Origin of the sequence: Streptomyces sp. NRRL S-340 (assembly GCF_000720185.1) — a bacterium.
Taxonomy (GTDB): domain Bacteria; phylum Actinomycetota; class Actinomycetes; order Streptomycetales; family Streptomycetaceae; genus Streptomyces.
Genome location: NZ_JOIY01000021.1, coordinates 58,286 through 78,666, shown reverse-complemented (window position 1 = coordinate 78,666; position 20,381 = coordinate 58,286). Strand labels below are relative to the sequence as shown.

14 protein-coding genes are annotated in these 20,381 nt (G+C 64.6%); 8 read left to right on the top strand and 6 right to left on the bottom strand.

All coding sequences use genetic code 11. From position 1 onward, the window contains the following. Positions 1-298 precede the first annotated feature (298 nt). Positions 299-979 (bottom strand): helix-turn-helix domain-containing protein, encoded by a 681-nt coding sequence (locus IG64_RS38920; RefSeq protein ID WP_037857426.1) that lies wholly within the window; start codon positions 977-979, stop codon positions 299-301. A 1,132-nt stretch (positions 980-2,111) separates the two neighbouring features. Here IG64_RS38920 and IG64_RS18215 point away from each other — a divergent pair. From IG64_RS18215 to IG64_RS18205, 3 genes are all read left to right on the top strand, one after another. Next, complete coding sequence (locus IG64_RS18215; protein WP_158771594.1) at positions 2,112-2,330, top strand: hypothetical protein; 219 nt, start codon at positions 2,112-2,114, stop codon at positions 2,328-2,330. 49 nt (positions 2,331-2,379) lie between these two features. Beyond that, positions 2,380-3,822 carry a DNA phosphorothioation-associated putative methyltransferase gene (locus IG64_RS18210; protein ID WP_037857423.1) on the top strand — a complete coding sequence of 481 codons (1,443 nt, stop codon included), beginning with the start codon at positions 2,380-2,382 and terminating at the stop codon, positions 3,820-3,822. Positions 3,823-4,091: 269 nt separating this feature from the next. Further along, a complete protein-coding gene (locus IG64_RS18205) occupies positions 4,092-4,727 on the top strand; it encodes a hypothetical protein (protein ID WP_234438543.1) in 636 nt (211 codons plus the stop codon). A 113-nt stretch (positions 4,728-4,840) separates the two neighbouring features. Here IG64_RS18205 and IG64_RS18200 read toward each other — a convergent pair whose 3' ends face one another. The 5 genes from IG64_RS18200 to IG64_RS18180 form a co-directional block, all read right to left on the bottom strand. Beyond that, the gene (locus IG64_RS18200; protein WP_037857511.1) at positions 4,841-5,641 is read right to left on the bottom strand and encodes a phosphoadenosine phosphosulfate reductase; all 801 of its coding nucleotides are present in this window, start codon (positions 5,639-5,641) and stop codon (positions 4,841-4,843) included. A 215-nt stretch (positions 5,642-5,856) separates the two neighbouring features. Beyond that, positions 5,857-6,504 (bottom strand): hypothetical protein, encoded by a 648-nt coding sequence (locus tag IG64_RS18195; RefSeq protein WP_037857422.1) that lies wholly within the window; start codon positions 6,502-6,504, stop codon positions 5,857-5,859. A gap of 190 nt (positions 6,505-6,694) precedes the next feature. Next, the gene (locus IG64_RS18190; protein ID WP_037857421.1) at positions 6,695-7,597 is read right to left on the bottom strand and encodes a phospholipase D family protein; all 903 of its coding nucleotides are present in this window, start codon (positions 7,595-7,597) and stop codon (positions 6,695-6,697) included. Next, positions 7,594-9,480, bottom strand: coding sequence for an ATP-binding protein (locus IG64_RS18185; protein ID WP_037857419.1), 1,887 nt, complete (start codon positions 9,478-9,480; stop codon positions 7,594-7,596). The genes IG64_RS18190 and IG64_RS18185 overlap by 4 nt, the downstream gene beginning before the upstream one ends. Beyond that, positions 9,465-11,093 (bottom strand): DEAD/DEAH box helicase, encoded by a 1,629-nt coding sequence (locus tag IG64_RS18180; RefSeq protein WP_234438542.1) that lies wholly within the window; start codon positions 11,091-11,093, stop codon positions 9,465-9,467. Before IG64_RS18180 ends, IG64_RS18185 begins: the two co-directional genes overlap by 16 nt. 367 nt (positions 11,094-11,460) lie before the next feature. On the opposite strand from IG64_RS18180, the gene IG64_RS18175 reads away from it, so the two are divergent. The 5 genes from IG64_RS18175 (at position 11,461) to IG64_RS38915 (ending at position 20,253) form a co-directional block, all read left to right on the top strand. Continuing rightward, positions 11,461-12,723, top strand: a complete 1,263-nt coding sequence (locus IG64_RS18175) for a cysteine desulfurase family protein (protein ID WP_234438541.1) — start codon at positions 11,461-11,463, stop codon at positions 12,721-12,723. 58 nt (positions 12,724-12,781) lie between these two features. Then, positions 12,782-13,873: a DUF4007 family protein gene (locus IG64_RS18170; protein ID WP_037857416.1), complete on the top strand. Its 1,092-nt coding sequence runs from the start codon at positions 12,782-12,784 to the stop codon at positions 13,871-13,873. Beyond that, positions 13,870-17,451, top strand: coding sequence for an ATP-binding protein (locus IG64_RS18165; RefSeq protein ID WP_037857414.1), 3,582 nt, complete (start codon positions 13,870-13,872; stop codon positions 17,449-17,451). The genes IG64_RS18170 and IG64_RS18165 overlap by 4 nt, the downstream gene beginning before the upstream one ends. Beyond that, positions 17,448-18,281: a phosphoadenosine phosphosulfate reductase family protein gene (locus tag IG64_RS18160; protein WP_037857411.1), complete on the top strand. Its 834-nt coding sequence runs from the start codon at positions 17,448-17,450 to the stop codon at positions 18,279-18,281. Before IG64_RS18165 ends, IG64_RS18160 begins: the two co-directional genes overlap by 4 nt. Positions 18,282-18,609: 328 nt before the next feature. Continuing rightward, positions 18,610-20,253, top strand: a complete 1,644-nt coding sequence (locus tag IG64_RS38915; RefSeq protein ID WP_158771592.1) for an ATP-binding protein — start codon at positions 18,610-18,612, stop codon at positions 20,251-20,253. The last annotated feature ends 128 nt before the right edge of the window (positions 20,254-20,381 follow it).

Genomic DNA, 20,381 nt, shown 5'->3' with positions numbered 1-20,381 from the left:
CAGCGCTGGTCATACCGCGCGAAACGGCGCTGTGGCCGCGACGGCGGCTAGCGGGATCGGCTGGCTCTCAGGGACATTGCCGGATCGGGGGAGCCAGCTCCGCGGCGCGGAGCTGGGCGGTGCCCAGTGGCTGTATGGCGGTCGTATAGCAGAGGATCGGTTCGGTCCGCGAGTTCATGACCACAGCCTTCTGTGACACGCTTAATTCAACCGAGAACGGACCAATAACGTCGCTGCGTACGAGTCAGACCCGCTTTTCTGGTAAGCGGGTCTGACTCGTTGACACCGCATCAGTGCCTCAGTCGTTCCAGGGAATCCCGTAGGGCTTCAGAAGCCGTTCGGGTTCACGCCCCAAGTACTCGCGCGCGGCCGGTGATCCATCCCTGGCTGCCTGCCGAACGATTTCCATCCGCGCGATACGCCAGGCCGACTCCCACTGCGGCCACTGCTCCTGGGGAACATCGCTGACCGCGAGAACTGCAAACATGATCGTCCGCGTAGGAGCAGCATGTCGAGTGACGAAGTTGTGAAAGGTGGAACGACTGATCGGCCGCTCAATCACACCTTGAGCAGCCAGGCGCTTGGCCTTCTCTTCTGCCTTTCGGTAAGTGAGCCCAGAGAGTGCGTACTGTGATACGAGCGCGTTCCATAGGTCAGCAGGTGTCACCACCATGTCCCGTGGAGTCCTCTTCTCACCCTGTAGCATCTGCCTGATTTTGAGCTCCCACAGTCCTTTGCGATGTAGTCGTCTGCCGGCGTTTACATCGGCGCCGCATGCCCGGGCGATCTCCTCGACCATCTTGAGCGACGGCAACGTGGTGCCACTGACCGCCCTGCTCAGAGTGGACTTGTTGACCTCCAAACGTTCTGCCAGCTGCGCATAGGTCAAGCCTGTTCGCTGGCGCTGTTCGCGCAGCCAGCGCGCTAGTTCTACAATAGGAGAGGGCTGCTCGGGCAGCTCTTGCAGCTTTCGCCCCATCGGCCATCACGGCCGGCGGGCGGAAACGACCAGATCAGGTGTGCCTGCCCTGAACAAGGTCGAGATCGCCGCCATTCCGCCAAACATCTGCAGTACGTCCGCCACCGGGTGCCCCAGGACAACCTGAACCGTGGCTAGCGTCATGGCAATCACCACGATGACGACTACCTGTGTGCTCGGGGACTCGGGTGTCGCACGAGCCCCATGGACAACACACTCGAGACGAGATGTCCTGCCAGCTGTCATTGCACCTCTTCCTTTCCGCCCTGCCTGTTGGCCTGAGGGCCGTCTTGCGCCACGTCCCTACGAGGCGCCGTGCGACCCATGTTCAGCGCGCTGACGACCTCGACGCCACCCGCGTTGTTGCGCAGATGTCCAACACCTGGACTGCAACAATCCGTCTTGGCCACCCGGAGGGTTCGTCAGCTTGGAAAGAGAAACAGCAGGTGAGCGACTTGTCGAAATGGCCCAGGCGTTGGGATCCTGCCAGGCTGTCCAGGAAGCCAATGTGGTCTACATCACTGGCTCCACGCGTGCGCTCACCTCTGCGACATGCCAAGTCTATTGTTGAGAGCAAGACTTGTCGCGCACTCAGGAAGCCCCGATCAAGGACAAAGCCACGACGAGTCCTCCGGGGCTGGTGGACCATTCCTGGACACGGCCCAGCCAACGAGTCGGCTTCAACCGGGGGTCGAGCAAGGCTCAGCTGGTCTCCTGCGCCAGTAGCCGATAGTCAGTTGTGCTGTGACTGCTGCTGGTGCGTCGCGGTCGGCGCCCAAACTGCCTCCGTACGGCTCCTCTCCACTGCACTCATCTCATCCCTCCGCCGCAGCCACCGCGACGCGACGTGTGATCCTTTTCAACCACACCGGTGCCCCTAGGTGGGTGAACCGTACGAAGGGCTCACCGCCTCCCGTAGGACGAGGCAGAGAGCCTTTTCCATCCTCAGTCTGAGCTGGTCAGGTACTCGTCGAGCCGCCGTGGGGTAGCTCTCGAAGGACTCTCGGACCCGCCGCACGGCCTTCTGAGATGTGGAGACACGCGTTCGGTCAAGCCCCTTCAGCGGGATCGGCTGGGCTGTGCCGTGGTGGCTCTCGGGGGTGGCGCCGTGGGGGTGGTGGTGAGGTGCACGGTGGGCTTCACCTCCGCGGTTTTCACCAACCTGTGCGAGCGGGCGCTGGACCTGATCGGTGCCTCACAGAACTCTGGTCGCCCGCCACAGGTCTTCACCTCGGCCGAAGCCAAGACGTGGATGCTCGGCGCGAAGGACATGGACAGAACAGTGTCACTCGAGGTCATCTGGGAGGTGCGACTCTGCGTAGGCCGGGGCACCGGATCGGGTGTCAGCTAAGGTTCGGTGCCGTCGCATGTTGGCCTGTCCGTGGAATCAGGGGACGCCGATGACAGAGCAGCTGTGGAGCAGCCAGAGGCACCAGACCGCGATCGGGCGAGTCGGTCTCTCACTGCCGGCCCGCCGCGCGGTCGGTGACCTCCAGCTGGAACCCGAAACGGGAGTACTGGACTACGGCTGCGGGCGTGGCGGCGATGTACGGGCATTGCAGCACCTCGGTCTCGATGCCGCGGGGTGGGACCCGGTGTACTTTCCGGACGGACGGCGCGAGCCGGCCGAGGTGGTCCTTCTCACCTATGTCCTGAACGTCATCGAGAATCCCGACGAACGACGAGAGACGCTCCTGCGTGCCTGGGAACTCACCAAGTCCGTGCTCGTGGTGTCCGCACGGTTGAGGTGGGAGCGCAACCAGATCAAAGGCACGGAGTACGGCGACGGCATCCTCACTCAGCGCCGCACATTCCAGCACCTCTACGCCGCCGGCGAGCTGCGCGACTACGTCGAGGAAGCAACCGGCGTCCGCTGCGTGTCGGCGGCGCCAGGCATCGTCTACGCCTTCAAGGACGATGCGGCCCGATTGAGCTATCTCGCCCGCCAGGTCGCCCCTGACGGGGGATGGCTGGCTTCTGAGGACACCGCCTCGGCGATCACCTCGGTTGTCGCTCATCTCGAGCAGCGGGGCCGGATGCCGCAGCTTGAGGAAATGCCGCAGTCCATCATCAGCCTGCTCGGCCACCTGCGCCCCGCTGAATTGAAGCGCCTTGCCGAGCAGGAAGCCGACCCGGTGAAGGTGGAGCGGAGCGCCGAACGAGGAGCCCTCGACACGCTGCTATTCCTCGCGTTGGAGTTGTTCCATGGCCGAGGCCCCGTGAGCAGTCTGCCCCTGCCGGTTCAACTGGACATCCGTGCTTTCTTTCCCTCATACACCGAGGCGTGCCAGCGAGCCGATCGGCTGCTGTCCAAGCTGCGCGACGACGCCTACGTCCGTCGCGCGATGAACGGATCGATCGCAGGTAAATTCACCGCGACCGCCCTGTACGTGCACCGCCGGGCACTCCACCGGATCCCGGCCGTGCTGCGCCTGTATGAGCAGTGCGCGAGCATCGCTGCCGGCCGCCCTGGCGAGTGGTCCGTCGTCAAGCTCCGTCACCAGGGCCGCGGTGTCAGCTGGCTCGACTACCCCGAGTTCGACACGGATCCCCACCCGCGTATCGCGGCCTCGTACGCCGTCGACCTGAAGACCCTCAAGTCCTCCTTCACCTCGTACGCGGACTCCACCAACCGTCCCCTTCTCCACCGTAAGCACGAATTCCTTGCCGAGGACGATCCCGACGCACCCAAGTACCGGAGGCTCACGGAGGCCGAGGTTCGCGCCGGCCTTTACGAGAGCCCGCACCTGATCGGCACCGAAGAGGGCTGGGAGCGGGAACTCGTGCGCTGCGGGCGGGAGTTGCGAGGCCACCGGCTCGTACGCCGCACCACTAGCACCTGAGCGTCGCACCGCCGCCCGGCGCCAGAGCGATTGCCAGTGCTGTGTGCCACGCTCCACCCTATGACCACTACCCGGATGGAGGGCTCCTGCCTGCCCTCGTACCGCACCTTGTCAATGCTCGCGTTGTCCGAGCCCGAGGATCACGTCCGTGAACTCACCGACTGGGTGGAGCATGCCTCCGCCGTCACCGGAGTCCCCGGGGCGCAGGACGTCTGGTATACGGCAAGTGGCTGCGGCTCGCCCAGGGCCTGCGCACGGTGACGTTCGACATGTCGTACGACGACGGTGGCATGTGCTCGGCGGGCCTCGACTTCGATGCCGTCTGGACCGAGATGATGGAGGAGTGGCAGCAGCACCAGGTTCGTCTCAGCTACCTGCGCGCGGCACTTGAAGGATTTGTTCGGCTGCTGCACCCGGAGGCCACGGAGCCGTGGATGGCCGTTGAGGCCGCCGAACGGCGGCTGCATCACCACGCCGACGAATGGCCCGTCCATGCTCGCGCGGTCGCCGACCATCTGGGGACGCATGCCCCGGACGTCGTGCCGGGTGCCAGCACGCCGGTGGCGGCAGCGGTGGCCCAGGTGATTGCCTTGCACGAGATGGTCGTCCGGGGTCGTGCTGTCATCCCTGGGCCGGACAGCGACGCGGACGGGAACGTCTTTCGCACCGGGCACGCCGAGGTTTGCGCGCTGAGGGAAGCCTCCATGGTGCTGCTGCTGGAAATCCAACTGCTGATGGCGACAGCGGTGCAGGGGGACCGCGTCGCCGTCTTCGATGACAAGTACCTTCTCGACGGCATGTGGATTCCCGACCCCTCGGGCAGCCGCTGGGTGGACGAAGAGATGCCCTACGGCGAGTACCTCGCCGTCCTCCACCTTCAGCCCGGTGAGCCGCCCGAGCTCTGATCTGCCACCGGCAGCGCCCTGCGGCGGCCACGTCGGGCGACCGGGACAAATGATGGGTGGGGTCCGAAGCCATGACTTTCGGGCTCCACCCATCGTGGCCTGCTCGGCACGTATCAGGTCATGCACCAGCCGGAGTCGCAAGCCCCCTCATCCTCATCGACGGCATCTACCCCCGGGCTCTGGTTGGGGATGGCCTGGGTGAGCGGGACGCCGTACCTCGTGAGATACACGGCATCCCGCCCCAGTGCGGCCCGTCGACGGTTGATCGTCTCCTCCAGCCGGACCGACCGAGCGAACAACTCGGGCTCGTGCCGGCGCTGGTGGCGCCAGGCGTCGACGGTGCGGAAGGGGCAGAAGAAGCAGGAGCTCTTGGGCGGTACCGGAAGGCTGGCCTCGGCGATGATGCGCTCGCAGTCGTCCCGGCGCAGCCCGAGGTCGAGCAGTGGGTACTCGATGACCTCGTGGGCTTCCCTCCGCCGGCGGTTGGCGCGATGGATTTCGTCGAGCGATATGCCGATGCCGACCGCCGCCGGTGTCTCCGCGGTGGCGCCATGCTCCCGGAGCCACCGTCCGACCACCTTGATCTTGAAGTCGGCTGTGCAGTTGCGGCGGCCAGGAGCACCGTTGGCCATGCGGACCGGGATGGGGATCGACCGGGTGTCCGGCCGGTTTAGCCGCTGCATGAGCGTTTCCGTGGCCCCGTCGCGCCGGCGCCGCCTGAGCTCGTGGACAGCCAGTCCCGCACGTGCGGCGTACGGGATGGCGATCTCGCGAACGTAGGTGAGCGTTGCCGGGTGCTCGCTGTCGTCGCCGACGTTGGCGAAGAGGAAGGTGTGGAAGTCGATCTCTCCACGGGCCGCAAGCACCAGCAGCGCCGTTGATTGCACGCCGCCTCCGTAGGAGACGACCTTCATCGGGTTGTCGTTCGGCTCGCAGAAGGCGGCCTGTGGGTCGGTATCGGTTGAGTCGGCGGTATGGGCGCCGCTGGTGCGCTGCAAGATCGACATGTGAGAGAGAGTATGGATAACCTTGTCTCTCATCAAGTGTTTCTCTCATAGCTGTCGGCGAACGTGGGCGCAGTCAAGTGGCGTTGGACGTTCGGGTTGTTAGTTGGAGAGGGTCAGTTGAGTCAGGTCTGGGGCTTGATCACGACGGAGTAGCCCTGGGTTAGTACCGATTCCAGAAACTCCACGGCGGTGGCCTGCTCGACGCTCGTGAAGGTTCGTGCTGCTGGCGCCACCGCCTTTGGCGGGCGCACGGTGGGGTTGCCTGACCTGCGACCGCGAGGCTTCTGTGGGGCACGCTGTCCTGCGCGGAGCAGGGCGATTTCGGCGAGGACGACGGATCGCTGCCGCTGATACGCATCCGCGATGATCGTTTCCAAGAGCCAGAGCGGAGAGCCTGAAAGAACGAGGTCTGGCTCGGCGATACGTCGACGGTTACGCCACCGGGAGACGGCCTGGGCGTCTCGACCTAGGACGCGAGCCACCTCCTGGATGCCGATGATCACAGGTAGTTGTTCATCTACCCGCGGGACGTAGGCGTGGGAGATGGCGGCTTTGTAGGCGTCGAGCTGCCGCTCATCAACCTGCCGGTCTCCGACACCGCCCAAGCTCAACACCGTCGTCAGCAACCAGTACGGATTACCAGAAGCGACTAGGTCGGGCTCGGGAAGCGTGCCCTCCGTACGCCACTTCTGAGATGTCTGGCGTTCGATTTGGAAGAGAAAAGCGATCTCAGCATGCCCGAGCAGGTAGGGGACCCGCGCTTGAGCCATGAGAACCTTCCCGCACCTGAGTTCCTGCCTTGAGACCGCCAGGTGGGGCGCTGCCGCCACAGCTGGCCATCCGAACAGATCCTAGGCGAGTCCGCGGTTCAGGCTGGCGGTCCGACAGCGGCTCGCCGCCGACCAGATGCGGGTGTGGGCCGGCCTCGGTACCGAGGCCGGCGTCACGTCGGGCGGGCGGTTACGACAGTTCTTGTCCGTGCCTGATTTCCCATGTTCCGACGTCGGTGTAGAAGCGGCCGAAGTGTCGAAGCCACGCGGCGATGGTCTCGGTCGCTCTCTTGGCCTGCTCATCGGTCAAGCCGGCCTGCTCCTGCAGCGCGTGCTGTAGTTCGACGTTGGTAAGGCGATCACCCTGCACCAGCGTCTGGAGTGCAGGAATCAGCCGCAGGCGGCTTTCGACCCAGTCCGTAAACTCGGCCTCGGTCAAGCCCGCCGGTACCCCCAGGAACGCAAGGTCTCGGAGGATGGCTGCTTCCACGGATCGCCCGAATTGGGCCCTTCCGCAGTAGTACGGGTACACAGTCTCCGGCCGTCGCGTGACCGGGTACCAGCCCTGCTGTGCTTCCTCTCGTGGCTGGTCGGAGGCAGCAGGGCGGTGTGCCTTCAGCAGCTCCGCTTGTTGTCTCACCAGGGCGGCCATGTGGGGCGTCGCTTCAATCGCACGAGCCTCGATTTCGCTCAGTACACGGACGACTTCCGGATGGGCTGCCGAAGCCTCGACCAGGATCTCGATGTTGGGGTTCGGGACCCGCCCGGTGGCCTTGCCTGTCAGGTTGGCCGACCCGATCAGGCAGCGTTCGCCCGTGAGGTAGAGCTTGGCGTGCAGGCTCGGACACAGGGCAACGCGCAGCCGCTTGTCGTCCTCCGCGAGGGCAATGATCTCGGGGTCTGAGACCCCCGCCGCCACCTCCTCGGGGACCCACCGCGTGACGCAGTCGATGGTCTCCACTGAGTCGGGGACGGCGGAGAGGGCGGCTGCCAGCACCTCGCGCTTGATGAAGGGCGCCACAAGGGTTACGCGTCCGTGGGCGCCCGCCATCAGTTCTGCAATCTGCCGCCAGATGTGGGCGGGCTCGGTCACGCGTCGCCGGCCTTTCCATCCACGAAGTCACGGGCGTACCGGCCCCACTCCCGACGCGCGTCCGCGATGCGTTCGCGCTCGCGGTCGGGGTAGGTCTCGTCCTCCATGCGCGCCCAGGAGAAGAGCAGCAGCTTGAAGGTCTCGGCGGCCTGGTTGAGCCGGTCACGCAGTTCGTCCGCGTCCGCGTCTTCCGGGACGTCTTCGAGGACGGTGATCAACTGAGAGTGCAGGGGGTGCTTCTCGTTGAAGATCACCTGCAGCATGCCGGCCATGAGGTCGATGCTGAAGAAGGCGGAGGTGTCCTGGAAGCTGGAGATCCACCGTGCGCGGAGGTCCTTCTCCAGGGCCTCCTCGACCATGGACTGCGCGGTGTCCTCGTCCAGGTGGTGCCTCTGGGTGAGGGCATCGACCTGTTCCTGTCGCTTGGTCTCGGTAGTCGCTCCTTCTTCCAGCTCATCGGTCTTGCCGGTATATCCCTCCTCGCTGCGGCGCTTGACGGCGTCCGTGGCCCTGGATGCGACGTCTTCGTCGTGCCGCTTCTTTGTCTTCCGGGTACCGACCGTCTGCTGCTTCAGCTGCCGCCGCATGGCCGGCAGAAGCTTCTCCTCCAGGTAGAGCACGAGGTCGATGAGAGGAAGACGCGGATCGCCGAGTTCGGCGAGGCGCTCCTTGAAGCCCTTGAAGGACTCGCCAGCCTCGGCGTGGGCCTTCCATTTAAAGTGGGCCAGGGACGAGAAAATGGTGGCGCTCTGCTTATTGTTCGTCACGCCGAAGATGGGGTCGAGCTCCGGGGGGAACTCCACCTCGATGCCCCACCACCGTTCCGTCGGGTTGTAGCCGATCGCCCAGGACGAGTCGAGGTCCAGCTCCCTGCCCTGGCGCACGAGCGAGATGCCGATGTTGCGGTCGGCGTGCTTGCCCCACGGGAGCCCGCCGGGATCGGCCGTGCGGCTGACGCCGTCAGGCCACGGGTGGTCTTCGACGTCGGCACGGCGGGCTTCAGGGCGGGCGATGGAGGCTCGGACCGTGATGTTGTGCTTCTTGCCCTCGTGGATCACGGGGAAGCGCGTCACGCCGGGTTCGGACTCGCTGCCCATGGAGAAGGGCATGAACATCGGCTTGTCCGAGAACGGCTCCGGAGTTGAGGTGTGAGCCATCATGTAGAGCGGGTCGTTGGGTACGGCGTAGTACTCGCCGTCCGTGACCTTGCCATCTCGGACGGGAGCCATCCGGATGTCGACGCGTCCAGCGTGGAGGTAGTGCCGGTAGACGCGGCCGATCAGGTCAGCGGTGTTCTTCAGGGTGGCGGCGGCTCCGTACCAGTTCACCTTGTCGAGGTTGGTCCAGACGACGAGCGTGCCGGTGTCGCTGAGTCCCTCGCTCAGATCCCGCCACTCGTCCGGCAGCGGGTCGTGTGTGGGCTCGGGAACGTCATCGATCGACCCTTCCTCGATTTCCATGAGGTCGAGATGGGTGTGCATGGCGTTCCCGGGGCCGTTGGTCCACGACCAGACGTCCAGCCGGGTGCACTGGGACATGCTGGAGTTGGGCAGCCCCATGCCGAACCGGCCGATGCGGCCAGGGTCGGCTCCCTGGCCGTCGCCGTACTTCAGGGCTCGCCGCAGCTGCGGGGGTTCCATGCCGTGGCCGTTGTCGAGGACAGCGATGGTCTCTACGCGGTGGCTGGTCCGAGCGCTGACCTTTACCGGCTTCTCGCAGGCGAAGACCTCCACGAGCGTGGCCTTGGCGTCGATGCTGTTGTCGATCAGTTCGGCAAGGGCATAGGCGGTGTTCTTGTAGCCGCTGTCCCGCATGGCCTTGACGGTCAGCGAAGGGCTGACGATCCGGTAGTTGCTGCCGTCGCTGGTCACGCTGTCTCCCATACGTCTTCCCAGTTGGTGAATGCTTGTGCCACGTCGCCGAACCCGGGGAGTTCCGGGTTGACGACGGTGACGATCTCGCAGGTGGGGGTGCCGCCGGCCTTGGGGCCGCGGATGACGCGGCCGACCATCTGGCTGTAGAGCACCAGAGACTTGGTCGGGCGTGCGATTACTGCCGCACTGGCGGCTGGGGCGTCGAAGCCGGTCGTCAGGACGCCGAAGTTACACAGAACCATGGGGCGTCGACCGGCCCCCTTGAATCGAGCGATGACCTGGCTGCGGTGCCGGGGGGAAGACTCGCCGGTCACGAATTCGGCATCGATGCCTGCCGCGGACAGCACGGCCGCGATCAGCCGGCAGTGGTCGACGGACGCGGCGAACACCAATATCCGGCGGTGTTGCTGCTCGAGCAGCTCCATGATCGTCTGGACAATCTTCAGGTTCCATTGCTCGTCCCCCGCGAGCTCGGCCATCATCGCGGCCGGGATGTCGAACGACCGTGCAAGGAGCTGCTGATCGCGGGCCGACAGGTGTACGCCCGGCTCGGAGGCCACGGTCCGCATGAGCGGCTTTGCCAGGTACCCCTGTTCGATCAAGGCCGTCACAGGGTTGGTGTAGCCCTCGATCTCAAGCATGACCTTCTGTCGGGAGAAGTAGTCGGAGAGTTCCTCGTCCTTGGAGATGTCGGCCCACGTGCGGCCAGGAGTGGCCGTAAGCCCAAGCAAGCTGGCGTCATGACGGATCGTCAGTTCGTCGACTACCCTCTGGAAGGTTGGAGCGATGATCTGATGCGCCTCGTCGAACACGGTCAGGGTGCTGCGCGCCGCGAGGGTGGCCAGAAACTGTGGGTCCGACTTCGCTGTCGAGACGGCCTTCTCCAGACCGAGAACGACTAGTCCGTCCGTCATGCCTGCGAGTTCCACCGGGGCGTTGCCCCATGCTCTGAGAACGGGGAGCGGGCGATCACCGACTTTGGCCCAGGCGCGCTCGAACTCGACGGCGGCCTGCTCCAGCAGTTCCTGCCCGTGCGCCAGCCACACCACCACGGTGGGTTCATGTTGCCGCAGGTGATCGCAGATCAGGCTCATGCCCGTTCGGGTCTTGCCGACGCCGGTGGGTAGATGGAGCACTGTCCGCCGCGTGCCGTCGTACAGCAGTTCCTTGACTCGGGCTGCCGCGTGTCGCTGATGCGGGAACAAGCCGTACTCGGGTGTGGCCTCCTGCTTCAAGGCCGGGGGGAGGGCCGGCACCCGATCGATGGTGAAGCCCAAGAACTCCAGCAGCTCTCGTCGCTCGTCCGCCGTCCACTTCAGGCTCCGCAGGTAGTTCAGCGGGACCTGATCACCACCTACGGAGCCAAGTCGCTGTGCCAGCTCGGCCTGCTTGGGGCCCGGAATCATGGCTATGAGAGCGGAGCGTTCGGCCTCGTCCGTGACCAGGCGCTCGGCGTCGATGGCGATCGGCGCTACGGCCCGCAGCCGGTCATCTGCCGCCGTGCCGCCCTCGATGAGATCGAGCAGGGCGCACAGCTGCTCGCCCAGATGTGCACGGATGTACGACATAGGAGCATCGGCCAGAAGCGCCTTGAAGGACATCCCCGGTGACCACGTCGTCACGGCATCACCTGCCCGATGCGTTGCGGGCAAGAGCCCGCACGCGCCTCGGTCAGCACTGTCGTCATGAACCCACCCCCAGTTCGAGCACGCCAAGCACCGCTCCAACGGGCAGGTACTGCCACGTTGCAGCGTGCGAACCACCCTAATCGGGGGCACTGACAGTCAGTGCATCATCAGACGAAAAGCCCAGCCAGGCCCAGGATTTGTGTCCCCATAGCCCGTTCTTCCGAGTCCTTGGGTGGATCTTGCCGCGAGCGAGTTGCACACCTCTCGCATGAGGTAGAACATTCGTTCGGTAAGCGGCCTGCGACACCACGCTTCTGAGCGATTCAGCTAGTGGATCTCGTCGCGTGACTAGGATCGCTTCGTGCTCCTGGTGGAACCCCGGATGCGGGAGGAGCTTTCCACCAGCAGTACATTGGTGTGCGACACGAGTGAGACGGGGTGGCAGATGATGAACGGGTCCGATGCGTCGGTTATGTCCTATCTTGACTACAATGCCACCGCCCCGATCCGGCCGGAGGCTGCCGCAGCCGTCAACGAAGCCATGCAGTCCGTCGGAAACGCCTCAAGCATGCATCAACCGGGACGACAGGCGGCGCACCGGGTCGACGTTGCTCGTCGGCAGCTAGCCGACCTACTCAACTGCGCACCGGGCGAGATCATCTTCACGTCTGGGGCGACCGAGGCGAACAATCTGGCCCTCCGTGCTGCCTACGCGGCTGGAAGCCCGCTCATTACGAGCCCCGTGGAGCATCCTGCTGTGCTGGAGACCGCCCGGACGGTGACCGCCGAGAGGCCCGAGGATCTTGTGCTGCTGCCGGTTGGCGCTGACGGCCTGGTGGATCTGCACGCCTTGGAGCAGGTCTTCGCAGCGCGCAGTGGGGGCGTAGTCTCCTTGATGGCGGCTAACAATGAGACCGGCGTCCTGACCGACCTTCGCGTTGCGACCAAGGCGGCACGTGAGGCCGGCGCCCTCATCCACACGGACGCCACGCAAATCGTCGGTCGGCTGCCTGTAGACGTTTCTGAACTCGATGTCGACCTACTGTCGTTGTCGGCTCACAAGTTCGGCGGCCCGCAGGGCGTCGGTGCCCTATACGTGCGGCGCGGGACACCGTTGCCGCACAGGCCGCTCCTGGTGGGCGGCGGACAGGAGCGTGGCTGGCGCGCCGGCACTTTGAATGTGGCGGGGATCATTGGTCTGGGAGCTGCGGCCGATGCCGCGCGGCGCCGCCTCGGTGAGGAAGCCCAGCGTGTTGCAACGCTGCGTGACCGCCTCGAACGCCTGCTAACCGACGCTCTGCCTGACTGCCGCATCAACGGCAGAAGGGATCAGCGACTCCCTGGTGTGACCAGCATCACTTTTCCGGGAGTGCCTGCCGATGCTGTCCTGGCCGTCATGCCCGACGTCGCCGCTTCGGAGGGAAGCGCGTGCGCGTCCGGTGCCCCGACGCCGAGTCACGTGCTCCTGGCCATGGGGCTGACTCGGGACGACGCCGACAGCACGATCCGCTTCTCGCTGGGCTACGCGACCACGGACGCCGAAATTGAGTACGCGGCACAAGCTGTCGTACGGGCCGTGAGACAGGTTGGTTCCGCGTTGGCCGCAGCCGATGGTCCTCGGTGACCGTTACCCCGTTTAACACCTCGTTAGAGCAATCGCATAGGACACGGAGAGGTCCCTGATGTCAGACAGCCGGCTTGGGGAAGCCGCCCATTTTTCTTTCGCGCGACACGAGACCTTCGCGCCCCGCTTCGGCTGGCTGCACAAGGCGTACATGCAGGTCAAAGACGATCCGAGTGCCTTCCTCGCGGATGACGCCCCGGTGCTGTTCGGCGTGGGCAAGAACATGGTCAACGCCATGCGTTACTGGTCGCGGGCCTTCAAACTGACCCGCGAGCACTACCCGGCGACCGGCGCGCGCTCCAAGTACTCCTACCCGACGTGGGAGGCCCGCTGGCTGCTCGACGAGGACGGAGCAGACCCCTATCTGGAGGAGAACGGCAGCCTGTGGCTGCTGCATTGGTGGCTGGTCTCTTCCCGTCCCGGGGCTAAGTGCTGGGCGCCGACCTGGTACACCGCCTTCCACCTCGCGCCGTTCTCCCGGTTCACGGCAGCCGACATGACCCAGGTCGTCACCCGGCACGTGAACTTCTCCTACAAGGAGAGCCCGGTCGAAGCGTCGATCGTCCGCGACATCGACTGCTTGACCAAGATGTACGCGCGCAGCGCTCCGGAGAAGGCTGGCTCCCCGGGCAGCTATGAGGATCTGCTCGCCTGCCCCTTCCGCGAGCTCGACCTGCTGACCTTCGTCGGCACCCGTGGCAAGCCGGAGTGGCAGTTCACCAGCGGACACCGCACCACGCTGCCCGCGCGAGTCCTGGCCTACGCCTGCCTCGATTACGCCGCCAAGTTCTCCCGTCAGGCCAACTCCATCTCTGTCGCCCGCCTCGCCAACGAGCCAGGCTCCCCGGGGCGCGCGTTCCGTGTTCGGGAAAACGAGATCGTCACGGCACTGCAGAAGGTCGCCGCGGACCACCCGCAGCTCAGCCTGACCGAGGCCGTGGGACAGCGCAGCCTTGCCTTCACGGCCGACCCCTTCGACCTGGCCTGGGAGGTACTTGACGAGCAGTACGACTTCGTCACCCGCCGCCCCGGCTTCCCGACCCGCGAGGAGTGGGCCGCCAAGTTCCCCAAGCTCGCCGAGGCCGAGCAGAAGGAACTCACCACCAACACGGCCGAAACCACCGAGCCACTCTTTGAGGAGACCGCGTGACCACCGCAACCCCCACGCGGACCTCCAGCAGCGCCGCGAACTCTGCCCCGCAGTTCCCCGCCGGCATCGAACTCGTCGGCTCCCAGATGCGCTCGACGAACCTCGAACGCGACGTCACGGACGCCCTGCACGACCCCTACGTCGGCGCCCGGGCAGTCGACGTTCTGGAACGCATCGCCAGCGCACTTGCCGACCAACGCCGCACTCGCGCTTGGTCCTTCACCGGCCCATACGGATCCGGCAAGTCAACTCTGTCCAACTTCATCGATGCCCTGCTTGGGCGGGACGCCAAGCGGCGCAGCGAAGCCGAGCGCATCCTCGAGGAGGCCAGCCCTGCCCTCGCCCAGCGCCTGGCCGCAGCGCGCGACGCCATCGCCCCTGAAGGGTTCCTCGGCGGGGTAGCCACCGCACGCCGTGAACCCCTCGTCGCCACGCTCGCCCGGGCCCTGCACACGGCGGCGGAGCGACGCTGGGGCAAGCGCGTCCCGAAGGCCATCGCCGAGCCTCTCGCTGCATGCGCCGACCCGGAGAGCGCCGGCGCCAAGGACATCCTCGACGCTGTAACGGCACTGACGGCGGACGGGCAGCAGCCCCTGCTCCTCGTCATCGACGAGTTCGGCAAGACCCTTGAACACCTGGCCAGCCACAACGAATTCGCCGACGCGCAGAATGACCTGTTCCTTCTGCAGGAACTCGCCGAGAAGTCGGCTGGCCCTAATGGGCTGCCCGTCTACGTGATGACCCTGCAGCACCTTTCGTTCATGGACTACGCCTCACGGTCCAGCGAACTGAAGACCCGCGAATGGGCCAAGATCCAGGGCCGCTTCGAAGACATCACCTTCGTGCCCCACCACGGTGACTCCCTGCACCTGCTGCGTCGCCGCCTCGACCACTCAGCCGTCAGCCCCGCAGGCAAAGCCCTGATTGCCACGTCGGCTCACGCCTCCGCGGAGATCTGGACGGAGCATGGTCTCGGGGTCCTGGCTGAGCTTGGTCCCGAACACTTCGCCGACCTGTATCCGCTGCACCCGATCACGGCCCTCGCCGCTCCGATTCTCGCTGCCCAGATCGGCCAACACGACCGCAGCCTTTCAGGCTTCCTCAACAGCGGCGAACCCAACACCGTCCGCCACTCGGTGGCGCGGCACAGCACCGAGGAAGCCGACCATGCCAGCACGGTGCGGCTGCCGCAGCTGTACGACTACTTCCTCAATTCCGGACGCACTACCCTGCTTGCTTCCGCCAACGCGAGCCGATGGATCGAGGTCGATGCGCGTATCCGGGACGCCAACGGCCTCCCGGACGCTGATCAGGACATTCTGAAGACCATCGGTGTCCTTAACCTGATCGACTCCGACGGGGCCCTCAGCGCCACCGCCCCGATGATCCACTTTGCTCTCCACGACCCCACCGAGGTCGCCGACCCCGACGCCTTCACGGCGCTCGAAGAACGGCTCGCCGACCTCGTCCGCCGGGGCTTCGTGGTTCACCGCGAGTTCAGTGGCGAGTACCGGGTATGGCAGGGCACGGACGTCGACATCGACGGCCGACTCAAGGAAATCATCAGCCACTTCGATGACGCCTCGGTCATCGATCGACTCGGTGGGCTCGTCCCGCAGGCATTCGTGGCCGGCCGTCACAGCCAGGTCACCGGCATGATGCGCGTGTTCTACACCGCGGTCAGCGGTCCGGAGACCAAGGCAGTCGCTGCCCCAGACGAGTTGAGGGAGCCTGCCGACGGTCTCGTCGTCTTCCACCTCGGCACCAACGCCAACCGGCCGAACGTCGATTCGCCCCTGCCCGTGCTCGTCGGTACCACGCCGGACCCTGACGTGGTGCTCACGACGGCCACCTACCTGGTCGCGCTCAAGGAACTGAGCAATGATCAGGGCCTCGACCACGTCGCCCGGCGGGAAGTAACCGAGCGAATCGTGCAGGCCGAAGCGGAGCTGCTGGAGCTGATGCAGGATGCCTTCTACCCGCCGTCATCCGACGGATCGTGGAGCCTGTGGCACAGCGGCATCGCCCCGGGCGAAGAACCCGCAGACTCCAACCTGACGGCCCGGAGCCTCAGCGGACTGGTCTCCCTGGCCTGCGAGTCGGTGTACCCGCACACGCCCCACATTCGTAACGAGATGCTCGGCCGCCACGTCCTGACCAGCCAGGCCGCCCAGGCCCGCGGCATACTGCTGACGGCCATGCTCTCGGCGTCCGGGCAGAAGAATCTTGGCTTCAAGGACGGTTACAAGCCCGAGCGCGCCATGTACAGCGGCGCGCTGGCCTACCTCGGACTGCACCGCGAAAACGGAGTGGCCCAGGCCGAGAACCAGCAGGAGAGCCTGCTTCCGTACGGATTTTCTTCTCCTGGCGAGGGGCATGAGCACGCGCAGCCTGCTTGGAACGCGCTGAACGAGGTACTCACCGGCGCCACCGAGCGACTGAGTATCGAGGAAGTCATTCGGGCCCTTATGAGCCCGCCTTTCGGGCTTAAGGCCGGAGTCATTCCGGTGTTCCTAGTGCCAGCACTCGTCATCCGTCAGCACGACGTCGCCTTGTTCGAGGAAGGTACCTACCTGCCCCGGCTGACCATTGACGTGGTCGAGCGCCTCGTCAAGGGCCCGGGACGCTTCTCCGTGAAGTACACGCCGGCCGGAGACGGCCAGCGCGGCAGCGTCATCAAGAAGCTGATGGTCTCCCTCGGAGTGGAAGCGCCGCGCTCCAAGGCTCTGCGTAACCCCGACCTGCTCGCGGTCGCCAGCGCCTTGATCACTCGGGTGGCCGACCTCAACAAGTACGCGCGCACCACCAAGAACATTTCCGCTGATGCGCGCGCCGTGCGCGCCACTATCGCCAAGGCGGTGGACCCCGACGAGCTGGTCTTCCACGCCTTGCCGAAGGCTCTCGGTCTACCTGAGGTCCCTGCACGCACGCGCACCAACGCAGAAGCGGCGAACAGCTATGTCGAACGCCTCACTGCGGCAGCGGACGAGCTCGTCGCGATCGAGAGTCAGCTACGGGCGGACGTCATCCGCGTCCTGGCCAATGAGTTCCGCCTGCCGGCCGAACTTCCCGAACTGCGCACTCAGCTGGCGGCCCGGCTACGAGGCTTCGCAGACGCCGTACTGACACCAGAACTGCGGGGCTTCGTCGACTTCGTCCTCAGCGACAGCCTCGAAGACGACGACTGGCTGGAGCCCATCGTCGTACGCCTCACCAACTCCGCTCTCGGCGACTGGGACGACCACGAAGCCAAGGTCTTCCCCCAGAAAGCACGGGCGATGGCTGCAGCCCTCGACCGCGTAGGGCACCTGCACCACGCCGGACGTGAAGTCCGGAATCGGGAAGAGAAGCTCGACGCCCAGTTGTTGACCTTGACTGACAGCGCCGGCGTGGAGCAGCGCACGCTGATCTACGTACCTGAGCAAGCACGCGGCGAGGCCGACACGCTAGCTGCAGACGTCCTGAAGCGGGCGGAGAAGGCACTCGGGCCGGACGGGGCACGGATCCTGCTCGCTGCCCTCGCCCAGCGCGTGACCGAGGCCGCGACAGCGGCGAGTGAAAGGAAGGCACAGGGATGACCGACGAAGCCGACACCACGAAGGTCCGGCATGTGCTCGGCATCTCCGGCGGCAAGGACTCGTCCGCGCTTGCCGTCTACATGCGCGACCGAGTCCCGGAGATGGAGTACTTCTTCTGTGACACCGGCGCCGAGCTGCCTGAGACCTACGAGTACCTCAACCGGCTGGAGGCTGCCCTAGGCAAGTCGATCGTGCGGCTCAACGCCGACCGCGACTTCGACCACTGGATGGAGGTCTACCAGGGCACCCTTCCCAGCCCGCAGATGCGCTGGTGCACCAAGAACCTCAAGATCAAGCCTCTGGAGGACTGGGTCGGCGACGACAAGGTCATCTCCTACGTCGCCATCCGCGCCGACGAGAACCGTCTCGGCTACGTCAGCACAAAGCCGAACATCGAAGCCGTCTTCCCTTTCCGCGAGGACGGCATCGACAAGGACGGCGTCATGCGGATCCTCGACGAGGCTGGCATCGGCCTGCCCGACTACTACGAGTGGCGCACCCGCTCTGGCTGCTACTTCTGCTTCTTCCAGCGCAAGCACGAGTGGGTCGGCCTCAAGGAGCGCCACCCGGACCTGTTCGAACGAGCCATAGAGTACGAGGAGAAGGTCCGCTACCGGCACACCGCCATGAAGGGCCGCAACTACACCTGGTCGCAAGGTGAATCCCTTCAAGAGCTGATCGAGCGCAAGGAAGAGATCGAGGCCAAGCACCAGGCGGCCTTGGAGCGCGCTGCCAAGCGCACTAAGCCGAACCGACCCCTCCTGGAAGTCCTCACCGACGCCCTCGACTCCGACGACGACGAGGCAGGCTGCTCCGTCTGCCACCTCTGAGCGGGGCGATATCGGTCCTACGGCCCGCCTCGACCTGATCTTCGAGAGGCGGGCCCTAGGCACTCAGTTGACGTCAGAGGGCAAGTGACTGCTGCCCTGAGCTCCGACGTTTAGCGGTAGCGGTATTTTCGCGGGACCGGCCGCCCCCGGCATTCGGACATACATCGCAATACGGGCCTGTTGTCTTGATCGCCGACGATCCGTCAGACGCACCTGAGACACTGACCGCGCGCGCGAGGACGAAGCTTGTGGCCTCGCATGAAGCTTGGTGGACGTCAGGGAGAGGTGTCGGGGAGTCATGGCTGCGAGTCAAGCGGGGGCCTCTAGGGTGGGATTCACCGAGGTGCCCATCAATCCTGGGCGAATTCTTCGTGCGATTGCACGCATCGGTTACACGCCTGAGAGCGCCATCTGCGACATCGTTGATAATTCCGTGGCAGCGAACGCTCGCCGTATCGCTATCAAGCTTGAGCGTGAACCTGATATGTCCGAAGCCCGCAGGAATAGCGCGGCTCGTTACATTATCGCCGATGATGGCGACGGCATGGATCACGAACGACTAATTGAGTCGCTAGCATTGGGAACGGACGGGCATTATGCATCCGGGAGCCTCGGGAAGTATGGCCTCGGACTGAAGAGCGCGGGACTTTCCCAAGGCGATCGCATCGAGGTCATGAGTGCACCCGAGGGCGCATCATGGAGCAAGGTGATCCTTGATCTTCCGCATGTAGAAGAAACGGGCAGGCTGGAGTGCCTGACGGTGGATCCCGATCCTGCCGATCTCCAACGCCTGAGTGAGCTACTTCCTGGCACTACGCACGGCACAGTGGTCACGATCGAGAAGATTCATAAGCGCAATCACCCGAGCATCCGCAAGACTCGTGAGGCCCTTGAGCTGAACTTGGGTGTGACGTACTTCTACTTCCTGCAGCCGAATGGTGGAGATCTCCAGATTCTTCTTGATGGCGTTCCGGTGGAGCCTTTCGATCCTCTATTTGTCAACGAGGCCAATGCGGCTGGGAATCTTGATGATTCGACCTGGGATGGTCGTGACGTTCGCTGGCTTGAACGTCCGACGCCTGTCGTTCTTGACGCAGAGAATCAGGTAGAGGCGACAATCGAAGCGACGCAGCTGGTGCACCCACCGGCTTTCGAAAATGCCGCTGAGATCCGAAGGAGGTACATGATCGGTGCAAGTCACTACGGCTTCTATGTTTACAGGAACAAGCGTCTCATTCGTCGAGCTGAGCGGTTCAATGGTCTGATTCCAGCCGATCAGGATTATTTCGCCTTTCGGGGTCGAATCATGATCGACGATTCGGCTGACGATGCCTTCAATATCGACGTGAAGAAGTCGGAGATACTTCTTAGCGAGGAGGCTGAGGGGGCCCTCAGTGAAGCCATTTATGAAGCGAGGCGGCTGAGCAAGAGTGGCTGGAGGAACGCTGCGAAGATCCTTCGGGCGAAGGCGAATCAGGACCCTAATAGGAAGGCTGCAGAAGCGCTCATTGAGGTCGACTTCCCAGAGTTCCTCCCCACGGATCCCGATGATGCGGCCTCTGAGGATGAGCGGACCAAGCGAGCCGAGAAGGAGTCTGTTCGCCACCCCCTGACCGACGAAGAGCGGGAGAAGGCTCGTAAGGAAGGGGCGAGGGTCACGTTCGTTGATCAGTTGGACGACAATGCGTTGTGGGAACGCTCGCGTGATGCCACTCTGGGGACGATTGTGAAAATCAATCGTTCTCATCGGTTTATGAGAATGTTTGACGAGAGGTTCGGTGAAGACGCCGACGTTGTGCTGCTTATTCAGGCTCTTTTCCTGAGTCTTGCTTCGGCTGAGAGCGGCACTGTGCGCAACAAGCAGGACCTCGATATGGATATTATTGAGGACGTCTTCGTGACCTATCGGCACCAAGCTTCGGCTGCCGTGTACAAGGTAACGGCTGATGCCCTTGAGAAGCGTTTCGCGTAGGCGCTTGAATGATGGTTTCGGGGGAGGAAGAGGCTTGGGGTGCCGCTATAGTCGGAAGTCCCCAGCTTTGTCGGGCGCGTGCGTACATATATTGCGGGTATTCGAAGAAGGTTGGGGTCGCCTATATT

Bases quoted from the DNA above. Each gene is read 5' to 3' on its own strand.
- IG64_RS18170 (WP_037857416.1), top strand. From the start codon at position 12,782: ATGTCAGACAGCCGGCTTGGGGAAGCCGCCCATTTTTCTTTCGCGCGA.
- IG64_RS18205 (WP_234438543.1), top strand. From the start codon at position 4,092: ATGTCGTACGACGACGGTGGCATGTGCTCGGCGGGCCTCGACTTCGAT.
- IG64_RS38920 (WP_037857426.1), bottom strand. From the start codon at position 979: ATGGGGCGAAAGCTGCAAGAGCTGCCCGAGCAGCCCTCTCCTATTGTA.
- IG64_RS18160 (WP_037857411.1), top strand. From the start codon at position 17,448: ATGACCGACGAAGCCGACACCACGAAGGTCCGGCATGTGCTCGGCATC.
- IG64_RS18185 (WP_037857419.1), bottom strand. From the start codon at position 9,480: ATGGGAGACAGCGTGACCAGCGACGGCAGCAACTACCGGATCGTCAGC.
- IG64_RS18210 (WP_037857423.1), top strand. From the start codon at position 2,380: ATGACAGAGCAGCTGTGGAGCAGCCAGAGGCACCAGACCGCGATCGGG.
- IG64_RS18195 (WP_037857422.1), bottom strand. From the start codon at position 6,504: ATGGCTCAAGCGCGGGTCCCCTACCTGCTCGGGCATGCTGAGATCGCT.
- IG64_RS18200 (WP_037857511.1), bottom strand. From the start codon at position 5,641: ATGAAGGTCGTCTCCTACGGAGGCGGCGTGCAATCAACGGCGCTGCTG.